A 13,898-nucleotide genomic window follows, 5' to 3' on the forward strand; every position below is an offset into this window, starting at 1 on the left:
GGGGTAAACAGCAACCGCCTGTTCGGTTGCTGCCAGCATCGACTGAGTGATCCGGCGTCGGCTCCACGTATCGAGCGAGGTGACGTCATGAGTATCTTTAGCCACTTCCAACAACGCTTCGAGTCCACGCGCCAGGAAGAACTCTCTCTGCAAGAGTACCTGGAGCTGTGCAAAAAAGACCGCAGCGCCTATGTTTCCGCCGCCGAGCGTCTGCTGCTGGCCATCGGAGAACCGGAGCTGCTCGACACCTCGACCAACTCGAGACTGTCGCGAATCTTTTCCAACAAGGTGATCCGCCGCTATCCGGCCTTTGAAGACTTCCACGGGATGGAAGAATGCATTGACCAGATCGTGTCGTATTTCCGCCACGCCGCTCAGGGCCTGGAAGAGAAGAAACAGATCCTCTACCTGCTTGGCCCCGTCGGTGGCGGTAAATCGTCCCTGGCCGAGAAGCTCAAGCAACTGATGGAAAAAATACCCTTCTATGCGATCAAGGGCTCGCCGGTTTTCGAGTCACCCCTGGGTCTGTTCAACGCCACCGAAGATGGCGCGATCCTCGAGGAAGACTTCGGCATTCCACGGCGCTATCTCAATACCATCATGTCGCCATGGGCCACCAAACGCCTGGCCGAATTCGGCGGCGACATCAGCCAGTTCCGTGTGGTCAAACTCTATCCGTCGATCCTCAACCAGATCGCCGTAGCCAAGACCGAACCGGGCGATGAAAACAATCAGGACATCTCGGCACTGGTGGGTAAGGTCGATATCCGCAAACTGGAGGAATTCCCACAGAACGACGCCGATGCCTACAGCTACTCGGGCGCACTGTGCCGGTCCAACCAGGGCCTGATGGAATTCGTCGAAATGTTCAAGGCACCGATCAAGGTGCTGCACCCATTGCTTACGGCTACCCAGGAAGGCAACTACAACAGCACCGAAGGTCTTGGCGCGATTCCGTTCACCGGGATCCTGCTGGCCCACTCCAACGAATCGGAATGGCATACCTTCCGCAACAACAAGAACAACGAAGCCTTCATCGACCGGATCTACATCGTCAAAGTGCCGTACTGCCTGCGGGTCAGTGACGAAGTGAAGATCTACGACAAGCTGCTGTTCAACAGCTCGCTGGCCAAGGCTCATTGCGCGCCGGACACCCTGAAGATGCTGGCTCAGTTCACCGTGCTCTCGCGCCTCAAGGAGCCGGAAAACTCCAACATCTACTCGAAGATGCGCGTGTACGACGGCGAGAACCTCAAGGACACCGATCCGAAAGCCAAGTCGATCCAGGAATACCGCGACAACGCCGGTGTCGACGAAGGCATGAACGGTCTTTCCACCCGTTTCGCGTTCAAGATCCTGTCGAAGGTGTTCAACTTCGATCCGCACGAAATTGCCGCCAACCCGGTACATTTGCTCTACGTGCTGGAACAACAGATCGAACAGGAACAGTTCCAGGCGGAGACCCGTGAACGCTATCTGCGCTTCCTCAAGGAGTACCTGGCACCGCGCTATATCGAATTCATCGGCAAGGAGATCCAGACCGCCTACCTCGAGTCCTACAGCGAGTACGGCCAGAACATCTTCGATCGCTATGTGCTGTACGCCGACTTCTGGATCCAGGACCAGGAATACCGCGACCCGGAAACCGGCGAGATCCTCAACCGCGTAGCGTTGAACGAAGAACTGGAGAAAATCGAGAAACCGGCCGGCATCAGCAATCCGAAGGATTTCCGCAACGAAATCGTCAACTTCGTCCTGCGTGCCCGGGCCAACAACAACGGCAAGAACCCGACCTGGCTCAGCTACGAAAAACTGCGGGTGGTCATCGAGAAGAAAATGTTCTCCAACACCGAGGACCTGCTGCCAGTCATCAGCTTCAATGCCAAGGCCAGCAAAGAGGACCAGCAAAAACACAACGACTTCGTCACACGGATGGTCGAGCGCGGTTACACCGACAAACAGGTACGACTGCTGTCCGAGTGGTACCTGCGAGTCAGAAAATCACAATAACCCGCTGCCGGTCAGACCGGTTGTCGTCAGCCAGAGACCTGTGTGGGCTTTTCTGTTACACAGGCCTCTGGGAGGTGTTCGAAAGTCGGTAGCGAGTTCAGGCAGCATCCAAAGCGCTTGGGGGAGCGTTCAATATCCCTCGGCTCTCGGTTCGATGCTGTATCACCGCTCGCCCCTTTCAGGACAGCTTCTAAGGAGCAGTCATGAGCTATGTGATCGACCGACGTCTCAATGGCAAGAACAAGAGCACGGTGAACCGTCAGCGGTTTCTGCGGCGTTACCGTGACCACATCAAAAAGGCTGTCGAAGAGGCGGTCAGCCGGCGCTCCATTACCGATATGGAACACGGCGAACAAATCAGCATTCCCGGCCGCGACATCGACGAGCCGGTGCTCCACCACGGTCGCGGCGGCAAGCAGACGGTCGTGCACCCGGGCAACAAGGAATTCACCAGTGGCGAACATATCGCCCGTCCACCGGGAGGCGGTGGCGGCCGAGGCCCCGGCAAGGCCGGCAATTCCGGTGAAGGGATGGACGAATTCGTCTTCCAGATCACCCAGGAAGAATTCCTCGAATTCATGTTCGAGGATCTCGAACTGCCCAACCTGGTCAAGCGCAACCTGACCGGCACAGATACCTTCAAGACCGTGCGGGCCGGGATCAGCAACGAGGGCAACCCGTCGCGGATCAACATCATCCGCACCCTGCGTTCAGCCCACGCCCGGCGAATCGCCCTGTCCGGCAGCAGCCGGGCAAAACTGCGCGAAGCCAAGGAAGAACTTCTGCGAATCAAGCAGGAAGAACCAGACAACTTCGGCGATATTCAGGAAATAGAAGCTGAAATAGAAAAACTCAGCGCGCGCATTCACCGCATACCGTTTCTCGACACATTCGACCTCAAGTACAACCTGCTCATCAAGCAACCCAACCCCAGCTCCAAGGCTGTGATGTTCTGCCTGATGGACGTGTCCGGCTCGATGACCCAGGCGACCAAGGACATCGCCAAGCGCTTCTTTATCCTGCTGTACCTGTTTCTCAAGCGGAACTACGAAAAGATCGACGTAGTGTTCATCCGCCATCACACCAGTGCCCGCGAAGTGGATGAAGAGGAGTTTTTCTACTCCCGGGAAACCGGCGGCACCATCGTCTCCAGCGCCCTGAAACTGATGCAGGAGATCATGGCCGAGCGTTATCCGAGCAACGAGTGGAACATCTACGCCGCCCAGGCCTCCGACGGTGACAACTGGAACGATGACTCTCCGATCTGCCGCGACATCCTGATCAACCAGATCATGCCATTCGTGCAGTACTACACTTACGTTGAGATCACCCCGCGCGAACACCAGGCCCTGTGGTTCGAGTACGAACGCATCGCCGAAGCCTTTTCCGACACTTTTGCCCAGCAACAACTGGTCTCGGCCGGGGATATCTATCCGGTCTTCCGTGAACTCTTCCAGCGCAGGTTAGTGACATGACCGCCAAAGAGCAGAAGCGCCAACCCATTTCCACCGGCTCCGAATGGACGTTCGAGCTGATCCAGGCGTACGACCGCGAAATCAGTCGTATTGCGGCGGGTTACGCCCTCGACACATACCCCAACCAGATCGAAGTGATCACCGCCGAACAGATGATGGATGCCTACGCCTCCGTTGGCATGCCACTGGGCTATCACCACTGGTCCTACGGCAAACATTTCCTCAGTACTGAAAAATCCTACACCCGCGGCCAGATGGGCCTGGCGTACGAGATCGTGATCAACTCCGACCCGTGTATCGCCTACCTGATGGAAGAAAACACCATCTGCATGCAGGCGCTGGTGGTGGCCCATGCCTGCTACGGGCACAACAGCTTTTTCAAAGGCAATTACCTGTTCCGCACCTGGACCGACGCCAGTTCGATCATCGATTACCTGGTGTTTGCCAAGCAGTACATCATGCAATGCGAAGAGCGCCACGGTATCGACGCGGTCGAGGACCTGCTCGACTCCTGCCACGCACTGATGAACTATGGTGTCGACCGCTACAAACGCCCCTACCCGATTTCCGCTGAGGAAGAACGGCGCCGGCAAAAGGATCGGGAAGAGCATTTGCAGAAGCAGATCAACGATCTGTGGCGAACCATTCCCAAGGGCGCGGACAAGTTCAGCGACAAGGACAACGCACGCTTCCCCGCCGAACCTCAGGAAAACATCCTGTACTTCATCGAAAAACACGCTCCGCTACTGGAACCATGGCAACGGGAAATCGTGCGGATCGTGCGCAAGATCGCTCAATATTTTTACCCTCAACGTCAGACCCAGGTGATGAACGAAGGCTGGGCAACGTTCTGGCACTACACTTTGATGAATGACCTGTACGACGAAGGCCTGGTCACCGACGGCTTCATGATGGAGTTCCTGACATCCCACACCAGCGTGGTCTTTCAGCCGGGCTTCGACAGCCCTTACTACAGCGGCATCAACCCCTACACTCTCGGGTTTGCCATGTACCGGGACATCCGGCGCATGTGCGAAGAGCCCACCGAGGAAGATCGCCACTGGTTCCCGGAAATTGCCGGCACCGACTGGCTATCGTCCATCAAGTTCGCCATGAGCAGCTTCAAGGATGAAAGCTTCATCCTGCAGTACCTGTCGCCGAAGGTGATCCGAGACCTGAAGTTGTTCAGCATTCTCGATGACGACCAAAAGGACGATCTGCTGGTGCCAGCGATCCACGATGAAGAAGGCTACCGCATCATCCGTGAAACCCTGGCGGCGCAATACAATCTGGGCAATCGCGAGCCCAACGTGCAGATTTACAGCATCGACCGCCGTGGCGACCGCTCCCTGACCCTGCGGCACCAGCAACACGACCGCAAACCGCTGGGTGATTCCACCGAAGAAGTACTCAAACACCTGCACCGCCTCTGGGGCTTCGATATTCACCTGGAAACCCTGCAAGGCGATCAGGTGATGAAAACCCACCATGTTCCACCCAGAAGCGAGCACAGCGAAGGTGATTACGGCCGACTGGACCTGGCCGTCATCCATCTTTGATCCGCTTTACGCCTCCGAAAGCTCGATGCAACGGTTATCCTGTCGAGCTAACGGAGGTTTTTTATGCGTATTTATAAAGTCGGCGGCGCAGTTCGTGATCGCCTGCTGGGCAAACCGGTTACCGATATCGACTGGGTCGTGGTCGGCGCCACCACCGAAGAAATGCTCGCCAAGGGCTTTCGCCCGGTGGGCGTGGACTTCCCGGTTTTCCTTCATCCAAAAAGTGGTGAGGAGTATGCCCTCGCCCGCACCGAGCGCAAAAGCGGGCGCGGTTACGGCGGGTTCACTTTTCACGCCAGCCCTGAAGTCACCCTCGAAGAAGACTTGATCCGTCGCGACCTGACCATCAACGCCATGGCCGAAGACGATCAGCAAAACCTGACTGACCCGTACCACGGCCAGCGAGATCTCGAAGCACGCCTGCTTCGCCATGTTTCCCCGGCATTTGCCGAAGATCCGCTCCGGGTCCTGCGTGTTGCCCGCTTTGCGGCGCGCTACGCGACGCTGGGCTTTACCGTTGCCCCGGAAACCCTGGAGCTGATGCGCCAACTCAGCGAGTCAAACGAACTTGAGGCGCTGACCCCGGAGCGCAGCTGGAAGGAAATTTCCCGCGCGCTGATGGAAGATCAGCCACAGGTGTTTGTTGAGGTATTGCGCGCATGCGGCGCACTCAAGGTACTGATGCCCGAGGTCGACGCGCTGTTCGGCGTACCACAACCCCCGGCCCATCACCCGGAAATCGATACCGGCGCGCACACCCTCAGCGTTTTGCAGCAAGCCGCCATACACAAACAACCACTGACCGTACGCTGGGCCTGCCTGCTGCACGACCTGGGCAAAGGCCTGACGCCAGAGCAGGAATGGCCGCGACACATTGCCCACGAGTTCAAGGGGCTGAAGCTGATCAAAGCGGTCAATGAGCGCTTCAAGGTGCCGAGAGACTGCCAGGAACTGGCTCTGCTGGTGGGCGAGTATCACACCCACGGGCATCGCGCCCATGAGCTGAAGCCATCGACATTGCTGGAACTGCTGCAAAGCTTCGACGTTTTCCGTCGACCACAGCGGTTCGAGGAGTTCATCGCAGCATGTGAAATGGATGCGCGTGGGCGCAAAGGGCTGGAAGAAAAAAGTTATCCACAGGCGGATTATTTGCGCGGCGCAGCAACCGCTGCTCGCAACGTGGCAGTTCAGCCGTTGCTGGAGCAAGGCTTCAAGGGACCGGAGCTGGGGGAGGCAATCAAGCGTGAGCGGCTGAAGGCGCTGAAGACCTACAAAGAAAAAGCCTGAACAGGATAAAAGATCGCAGCCTTTGGCAGCTCCTACAGGACGCATCAATCCTTGTAGGAGCTGCCAAAGGCTGCGATCTTTTTACCTTTAGGAGCTGCCGAAGGCTGCGATCTTTTTGCCTTACAGTAAATCAGAGGGTGTCAGCTGTTCACCACGCCACTCGAAAGCCACTGGCGCCAACACTTGATCAATCTGCGCTTCACTCCACAAGGTCGCAAAGCTCTTGCCTACACCCAAGTGCACGCGATCCGGCGCTATCAACGACAACGGCCACAGAACGAACGCATTTTTCAGAATTTCTGCCCGCGGCAAGATCAAGCCATCGAAGTTGCCCACCAGATCACCAAACAGCAACACGTCGATATCCAGCGGCAAACCTCGGCGATCCGGTGCATAACGACCGTTATCTGCCTCGATGAATTTCAGCCGCCGATCCAGCTCCATCAATGGCAGATCGGTATACGCCGACACCACGAAATTGAAGAACGGCCCGCTCTTGATACCCACCGGCTGGCTTTCGAACACCGCCGAACAGCGGATATCCACCAGGAACTCAGCCAATGCATCGAGCCCTGCCCGCAAATGGGTTTCACGCTCGATATTGCTACCGAGCCCGAGGTACACCTGAGTCAGCGACATCCGCGCTCGATCTCCACACCCACGCCGCCGGTGGCGGCAGGAATCGCACCTGGCTTGGTCAGCTTGAGGCGCATCCAGGTGATCTTGAATTCGCTCATCAGCACTTCAACCAGGCGCTCGGCAAAGGTTTCAACCAGCTGGAACTGCGCCTGCTCGGCAAACACCTGGATGCGCGAGGAAACACTGGCGTAGTCGAGCGCCAGGGTCAGGTCATCACCGACTGCGGCCGGGCGATTATCCCAGGCGAAGCTCAGATCAAGACGCAAGCACTGTCGGATGCTTCGTTCCCAGTCGTAGGCACCAATCACCGTGTCGACTTCCAGGCCCTCGATAAACACTCTGTCCAAGCACTTCTCTCCGCTACACGACAAGGGCGCAATGCGCCGTTAGAATCAGGGCTTCCTCGCCCGGAATAGTTAGCATGTTTTGGTTATTGGCGATCCTCGCCTACCTGCTCGGCTCTCTGTCCTTTGCCATTTTGCTCAGCCGCCTGACCGGTAACCCGGATCCGCGAATGAGTGGTTCTGGCAATGCCGGTGCCACCAACATGTTGCGCCTGGCCGGCAAGAAGCTCGCCACCCTGACCCTGCTCGGCGACCTTTGCAAAGGCCTGCTGCCGGTACTGATTGCGCGTCTTGCGGGCCTTTCGCAGCAGGAGCAAGCCTGGATCGGCGTCTATGCCGTCATCGGTCATCTGTTTCCGTTGTACTTCCGCTTTCGCGGTGGCAAAGGTGTCGCCACCGCTGCCGGCATGTTACTGGGACTGTACCCGCCCGCAGCCCTTCTGGCGGTCTGTACCTGGCTCCTGACGTTCTACCTGACCCGTACCAGCTCCCTGGCCGCCCTGATCGCCACGCCGCTGACCCTGCCGTTGCTGGCCTGGCAAGAGCCTGCAGCCCTGCTGCCCATGAGCACGCTCACCGGGCTGATCGTCTGGCGCCATCGCGGCAATCTACGCGACCTGTTTGCCGGGCGCGAACGGCACTTTTAGTTGCCGGGCATGAGCGCCGCTCATCACAACGCCGACAACTGCTCCATCGGCCAACGCGCCTGCACACTGATCGCCAGGCTTTCCTGCTGACCGGCCTGCAAGCGCTGGCAACCGGCAAAGGCGATCATCGCGCCGTTATCGGTGCAGAACTGCGGACGGGCATAAAACACATCACCCTTCATGTCCCCGAGCATTTTTTCCAGGGAAGTGCGTAACGCCTTGTTGGCACTGACGCCCCCAGCGATCACCAGGCGTTTCATGCCGGCGGCTTTCAGGGCGCGCTTACACTTGATGGTCAAAGTCTCCACCACGGCCTGCTGGAACGCCAGCGCGATGTCGCATTGGGCTTGCTGGCCGTCGTCCCCGGCGCTGACGCACTGCTGCCAAGTGTTCAATGCAAAGGTTTTCAGGCCGCTGAAGCTGAAATCCAGGCCCGGGCGGTCGCACATCGGACGCGGGAAGACGAAACGTCCTGCAACACCCTGCTCTGCAAGGCGAGCGATCTCCGGTCCGCCCGGATAATTGAGGCCCATCATCTTGGCCGTCTTGTCGAAGGCTTCGCCGGCAGCGTCATCCAGGGTCTCGCCCAGGAGCGTGTACTGACCAATTCCGTCGACCTGAACCAGTTGCGTATGGCCACCCGAGACCAACAAAGCGACGAACGGGAATTCCGGCGGTTGCGACTCCAGCATCGGTGCCAGCAAGTGGCCTTCCATGTGATGCACGCCAAGGGCCGGAATGCCCCAGGCAAAGGCCAGCGCCTGAGCACAGGAAGCCCCTACCAGCAACGCGCCCACCAGGCCAGGACCCGCGGTGTAGGCGATCGCATTGATCTCGGTCGGCACGCAGTCGGCCTCGGCCAACACCTGACGAATCAAGGGCAGCATGCGCTTGACGTGATCGCGCGAAGCCAGCTCCGGTACCACGCCGCCATAGGCGCGGTGCAGGTCGATCTGACTGAACAGCGCATCGGCCAGCAGGCCGCGCTCACTGTCGTAAAGTGCGACACCGGTTTCGTCGCAGGAGGTTTCTAATCCCAGTACTAGCATGGGTTTGCGCCTTGTTTAGGCTGAATTCGAAGGCGCGCATAATAGTCGTCGCGTGATGCCCCGACCAGCGGTTTTCGATCAGAGGCTTTGCATTCCGAGCGATGAGGGGTTAACATCCGCAACCCTTAAAAACCGACGTCTTCAAGTGCTCTTTTGCCGCGAGGATGTTGACCCCGGTAATGAATGAAGGTAGCTCTGGATGCCAGCCGTCAAAGTAAAAGAGAACGAACCCTTCGACGTAGCTCTGCGTCGTTTCAAGCGCTCCTGCGAAAAAGCCGGTGTACTGGCTGAAGTTCGTAGCCGCGAATTTTACGAGAAGCCAACTTCTGAGCGTAAGCGCAAAGCAGCAGCCGCTGTTAAGCGTCACGCCAAGAAAGTTCAGCGCGAACAGCGCCGCGCCGTTCGTCTGTACTAATACACAGACGATCGTAGCAAGCTTCTGCCAAGCCCGGCCCTCAGCCGGGCTTATGGCATTTGCGTAAAACGCTTGATGCTTCACCGTCAAAGCCGCAGACGCGACCGAGACAAATCTGCTTCACCACGTCAGACCTGGCTCTTTTGCCAGCGGTGCACGTCTTTTCTGACGAGCCTTTCAAGGCTACTGACGAGCACACCCACTGATTCCTCTCACGACGATCAGCCCAAGGCACCTGCTTGCGTGCCAGATGATGAGCTATCCGGGGCCTATGATTGGCCACAGCGGATTCAGCGCAACACATTCAAACAGTCGAATACTGATTGGCATTAACGTCAGTGGATTTTCGGCAGATACACTTCCCGACAGCGATTACGCAGACGACACTGGTCGAGCCGCACACTTTGCGCGCCTCAAACAATGACCGCGTTCGATCGCCGCACGTTTCGGGTTCCTTTCAGCGCAGATGACGAGAACGCCATGGCCGGGTTAATTCCCCAGAGCTTCATTGACGACCTTCTGAACCGCACCGACATCGTCGATGTGGTCAGCTCGCGCCTGCAATTGAAAAAGGCCGGCAAGAACCACACCGCCTGCTGCCCGTTCCACAAGGAAAAGACTCCATCGTTCAGTGTCAGCCCCGACAAGCAGTTCTATTACTGCTTCGGTTGCGGCGCTGGCGGCAACGCCCTCGGCTTCATCATGGACCACGACAACCTGGATTTCGTCCAGGCCGTCGAAGAGCTGGCCAAAGCCGCCGGCATGGAAATCCCCCGCGAAGAAAGCGGCCGCCCGCATAAACCGCGACAGCCAACCGATTCGCCGCTGTATCCGCTACTCAGCGCCGCCGCCGACTTTTATCGCCAGGCCCTGAAAAGTCATCCATCGCGCAAGGCCGCCGTGGACTACCTGAAAGGGCGCGGGCTGACCGGCGAAATTGCCAGGGACTTCGGCCTGGGTTTTGCTCCGCCTGGCTGGGACAACCTGTTCAAGCACTTGAGCAGCGATACCCTGCAACAAAAAGCCATGATCGATGCCGGCCTGCTGATCGAAAACGCCGAAAGCGGCAAACGTTACGACCGCTTCCGCGACCGCGTGATGTTCCCGATCCGCGACAGTCGCGGGCGCGTCATCGCCTTTGGCGGCCGGGTATTGGGCGACGACAAGCCGAAGTACCTGAATTCCCCGGAAACTCCGGTTTTCCATAAAGGCCAGGAACTCTACGGCCTGTACGAAGCGCGCAAGACCAACCGCAATCTCGACGAGATCATCGTCGTCGAGGGTTACATGGACGTCATAGCCCTGGCCCAGCAAGGCCTGCGCAATGCCGTTGCGACCCTGGGCACCGCTACCAGCGAGGAACACCTCAAGCGACTGTTTCGCGTCGTGCCCAGCGTGCTGTTCTGCTTCGACGGCGATCAGGCCGGTCGCAATGCGGCATGGCGGGCGCTGGAAGCGACACTTTCGAGCCTGCAGGACGGTCGTCGCGCACGTTTTCTGTTCCTGCCCGAAGGCGAAGACCCGGACACCCTGGTCCGCTCCGAAGGCACCGATGCCTTCCGCGCACGGATCAACCAGCACGCGCAGCCTCTGGCCGATTATTTCTTCCAGCAGCTGACGGAAGAAGCCGACCCGCGCTCGCTCGAGGGCAAGGCCCACATGGCCACCCTCGCCGCGCCACTGATCGACAAAGTCCCCGGCGCCAACCTGCGCACCTTGATGCGTCAGCGCCTGAGCGAAATCACCGGTCTTAGCGGCGAAGCAGTGAGCCAGCTGGCACAAAGCGCCCCGCAAGAAGCACCGCCGGCCTACGACCCGGGCATCGATTACGACGCAATGCCCGATTACAGCGACTATCATCAGCCGCAGGCACAGGAAATGTATGTGCCGCAGCAGGAATGGACGCCGAAGAAACCGGGTGCAGGAGGCAAGAAATGGGACAAGAAACCATGGGACAAGAATGGCAAGCGAGGCGGTGATCGCGATCAACCCCGCGCGCCACGGGTGCCCGCCGCCGTAGAACCGCCAACCCTCGCCGCCTTGCGCACGCTGCTGCATCACCCGCAATTGGCCGAAAAAGTCGAGGATGCCGGGCACTTCGCCGCCGAAGATCACACCAACACACAATTGCTGGTGGCGCTGCTCGAAGCCGTGCAGAAGAATCCCAAGCTAAACTCAATTCAGCTGATTGCCCGTTGGCACGGCACAGAACAAGGCCGCCTGCTCAAAGCCCTGGCGGAAAAGGAATGGCTGATTGATGGAGACAACCTTGAACAACAGTTTTTCGACACCATTACTAGCTTGTCGGCCCGCCAACGCGAGCGAAACCTGGAACAACTTCTTAGAAAAGCACGTCAAAGCGAATTGACCAGCGAAGAGAAAAATCAACTGCGCGACCTCTTGAGTCGCAATGTTTCCGCATCAAACCCGACCTCAACTGGCGCGTGAGGTCATTGCTCAGGTATAATCCTCGGCTTGTTTTTTGCCCGCCAAGACCTTCAGTGGATAGGGTGTTATGTCCGGAAAAGCGCAACAGCAGTCTCGTATCAAAGAGTTGATCACCCTTGGTCGTGAGCAGGGCTACCTGACTTACGCGGAGGTCAACGACCACCTGCCGGAGGATATTTCAGATCCGGAACAGGTGGAAGACATCATCCGCATGATCAATGACATGGGGATCAACGTATTCGAGGTTGCGCCAGATAAGGATTCCCTTATGCTGGCCGACGCCGATACCGACGAAGCCGCAGCCGAAGAGGCCGCTGCAGCGTTGGCTGCGGTCGAGACCGACATTGGTCGCACTACCGACCCGGTGCGCATGTACATGCGCGAAATGGGTACGGTGGAGCTCCTCACACGTGAAGGCGAAATCGAAATCGCCAAGCGTATTGAAGAGGGCATCCGTGAGGTGATGAGCGCAATCGCGCACTTCCCCGGCACGGTTGATCATATTCTCTCCGAGTACACCCGCGTCACCACCGAAGGTGGTCGCCTGTCTGACGTCCTGAGCGGTTATATCGACCCGGACGACGGCATCGCGCCGCCTGCGGCAGAAGTGCCGCCGCCGATTGACGCGAAAGCCGTCAAGGCGGATGACGATTCCGACGACGAAGACGGTGAGGCCTCGGATGACGAGGAAGAAGCCGAAAGCGGTCCGGATCCAGTCATCGCTGCACAGCGCTTCGGCGCTGTGGCCGATCAGATGGAAATCACCCGCAAGGCGCTGAAAAAGCACGGTCGCAACAACAAGGCAGCAATTGCCGAGCTGTTGGCCCTGGCCGAGCTGTTCATGCCGATCAAACTGGTGCCGAAGCAATTCGAAGGCCTGGTCGAGCGTGTTCGCAGTGCCCTCGATCGCCTGCGTCAGCAAGAGCGCGCAATCATGCAGCTCTGCGTTCGTGATGCACGCATGCCGCGTGCCGACTTCCTGCGCCAGTTCCCGGGCAACGAAGTCGACGAAAGCTGGAGTGATGCCCTGGCCAAAGGCAAAGGCAAATACGCTGAAGCCATTGGTCGTCTGCAGCCGGACATTATCCGTTGCCAGCAGAAGCTGACCGCGCTGGAAGCCGAAACCGGTTTGACCATCGCCGAGATCAAGGACATCAACCGTCGCATGTCGATCGGTGAGGCCAAGGCCCGCCGCGCGAAGAAAGAGATGGTTGAAGCCAACTTGCGCCTGGTGATCTCCATCGCCAAGAAGTACACCAACCGTGGCCTGCAATTCCTCGATCTGATCCAGGAAGGCAACATTGGCTTGATGAAAGCGGTAGACAAGTTCGAATACCGCCGCGGCTACAAATTCTCGACTTATGCCACCTGGTGGATCCGTCAGGCGATCACTCGCTCGATCGCCGACCAGGCCCGCACCATCCGTATTCCGGTGCACATGATCGAGACGATCAACAAGCTCAACCGCATTTCCCGGCAGATGTTGCAGGAAATGGGTCGCGAACCGACCCCGGAAGAGCTGGGCGAACGCATGGAAATGCCTGAGGACAAGATCCGCAAGGTATTGAAGATCGCAAAAGAGCCGATCTCCATGGAAACCCCGATCGGTGATGACGAAGACTCCCACCTGGGTGACTTCATCGAAGACTCGACCATGCAGTCGCCAATCGATGTTGCAACCGTTGAGAGCCTTAAGGAAGCGACTCGCGAAGTGCTGTCCGGCCTCACTGCCCGTGAAGCCAAGGTACTGCGCATGCGCTTCGGTATCGACATGAATACCGACCACACCCTCGAAGAGGTTGGTAAGCAGTTCGACGTGACCCGTGAGCGGATTCGTCAGATCGAAGCCAAGGCGCTGCGCAAGCTGCGCCACCCGACGAGAAGCGAGCATCTGCGCTCCTTCCTCGACGAGTGATCACAGAACCCCCGGCCTAGGCCGGGGGTTTTGCTTTGTACAGATTAAATCCCCCCGCTCCCCCCCTCCGCCCTGTAGCCGTCTACACTCGAAACATTCCCCCGAGCCAT

The 13,898-nt window shown here is 58.2% G+C and carries 11 protein-coding genes; 8 read left to right on the plus strand and 3 right to left on the minus strand.

Annotated features, from left to right (window positions below; genetic code table 11):
- Positions 1–87 precede the first annotated feature (87 nt).
- The 4 genes from C8K63_RS11980 (at position 88) to C8K63_RS11995 (ending at position 6,331) form a co-directional block, all read left to right on the plus strand.
- Positions 88–2,010 (plus strand): PrkA family serine protein kinase, encoded by a 1,923-nt coding sequence (locus tag C8K63_RS11980; RefSeq protein WP_108216905.1) that lies wholly within the window; start codon positions 88–90, stop codon positions 2,008–2,010.
- Between the two features lie 203 nt (positions 2,011–2,213).
- The gene (locus tag C8K63_RS11985) at positions 2,214–3,485 is read left to right on the plus strand and encodes a YeaH/YhbH family protein (protein WP_108216906.1); all 1,272 of its coding nucleotides are present in this window, start codon (positions 2,214–2,216) and stop codon (positions 3,483–3,485) included.
- Positions 3,482–5,044 carry a SpoVR family protein gene (locus C8K63_RS11990; RefSeq protein WP_108216907.1) on the plus strand — a complete coding sequence of 521 codons (1,563 nt, stop codon included), beginning with the start codon at positions 3,482–3,484 and terminating at the stop codon, positions 5,042–5,044. The genes C8K63_RS11985 and C8K63_RS11990 overlap by 4 nt, the downstream gene beginning before the upstream one ends.
- A gap of 63 nt (positions 5,045–5,107) precedes the next feature.
- Positions 5,108–6,331 carry a multifunctional CCA addition/repair protein gene (locus C8K63_RS11995; protein ID WP_108216908.1) on the plus strand — a complete coding sequence of 408 codons (1,224 nt, stop codon included), beginning with the start codon at positions 5,108–5,110 and terminating at the stop codon, positions 6,329–6,331.
- Between the two features lie 120 nt (positions 6,332–6,451).
- Here C8K63_RS11995 and folK read toward each other — a convergent pair whose 3' ends face one another.
- A complete protein-coding gene (gene folK / locus C8K63_RS12000) occupies positions 6,452–6,970 on the minus strand; it encodes a 2-amino-4-hydroxy-6-hydroxymethyldihydropteridine diphosphokinase (protein ID WP_108216909.1) in 519 nt (172 codons plus the stop codon).
- Positions 6,961–7,317, minus strand: coding sequence for a dihydroneopterin aldolase (gene folB, locus C8K63_RS12005; protein WP_108216910.1), 357 nt, complete (start codon positions 7,315–7,317; stop codon positions 6,961–6,963). The genes folK and folB overlap by 10 nt, the downstream gene beginning before the upstream one ends.
- A 74-nt stretch (positions 7,318–7,391) precedes the next feature.
- On the opposite strand from folB, the gene plsY reads away from it, so the two are divergent.
- A complete protein-coding gene (plsY, locus tag C8K63_RS12010) occupies positions 7,392–7,961 on the plus strand; it encodes a glycerol-3-phosphate 1-O-acyltransferase PlsY (protein WP_108216911.1) in 570 nt (189 codons plus the stop codon).
- A gap of 23 nt (positions 7,962–7,984) precedes the next feature.
- Here the strand turns inward: plsY and tsaD are convergent, their stop codons facing one another.
- Positions 7,985–9,010, minus strand: coding sequence for a tRNA (adenosine(37)-N6)-threonylcarbamoyltransferase complex transferase subunit TsaD (gene tsaD, locus C8K63_RS12015; protein ID WP_108216912.1), 1,026 nt, complete (start codon positions 9,008–9,010; stop codon positions 7,985–7,987).
- Between the two features lie 199 nt (positions 9,011–9,209).
- Between tsaD and rpsU the strand changes: the two genes are divergently transcribed.
- The 3 genes from rpsU to rpoD all read left to right on the plus strand — a co-directional run bounded on the left by rpsU (position 9,210) and on the right by rpoD (position 13,788).
- A complete protein-coding gene (rpsU, locus tag C8K63_RS12020; RefSeq protein WP_002551877.1) occupies positions 9,210–9,425 on the plus strand; it encodes a 30S ribosomal protein S21 in 216 nt (71 codons plus the stop codon).
- A 480-nt stretch (positions 9,426–9,905) separates the two neighbouring features.
- Positions 9,906–11,873 carry a DNA primase gene (dnaG, locus tag C8K63_RS12025; protein WP_008017402.1) on the plus strand — a complete coding sequence of 656 codons (1,968 nt, stop codon included), beginning with the start codon at positions 9,906–9,908 and terminating at the stop codon, positions 11,871–11,873.
- A gap of 67 nt (positions 11,874–11,940) precedes the next feature.
- Positions 11,941–13,788 (plus strand): RNA polymerase sigma factor RpoD, encoded by a 1,848-nt coding sequence (rpoD, locus tag C8K63_RS12035; RefSeq protein ID WP_108216913.1) that lies wholly within the window; start codon positions 11,941–11,943, stop codon positions 13,786–13,788.
- The last annotated feature ends 110 nt before the right edge of the window (positions 13,789–13,898 follow it).

Source organism: Pseudomonas sp. GV085 (genome assembly GCF_003050925.1).
Taxonomy (GTDB): Bacteria; Pseudomonadota; Gammaproteobacteria; order Pseudomonadales; family Pseudomonadaceae; genus Aquipseudomonas.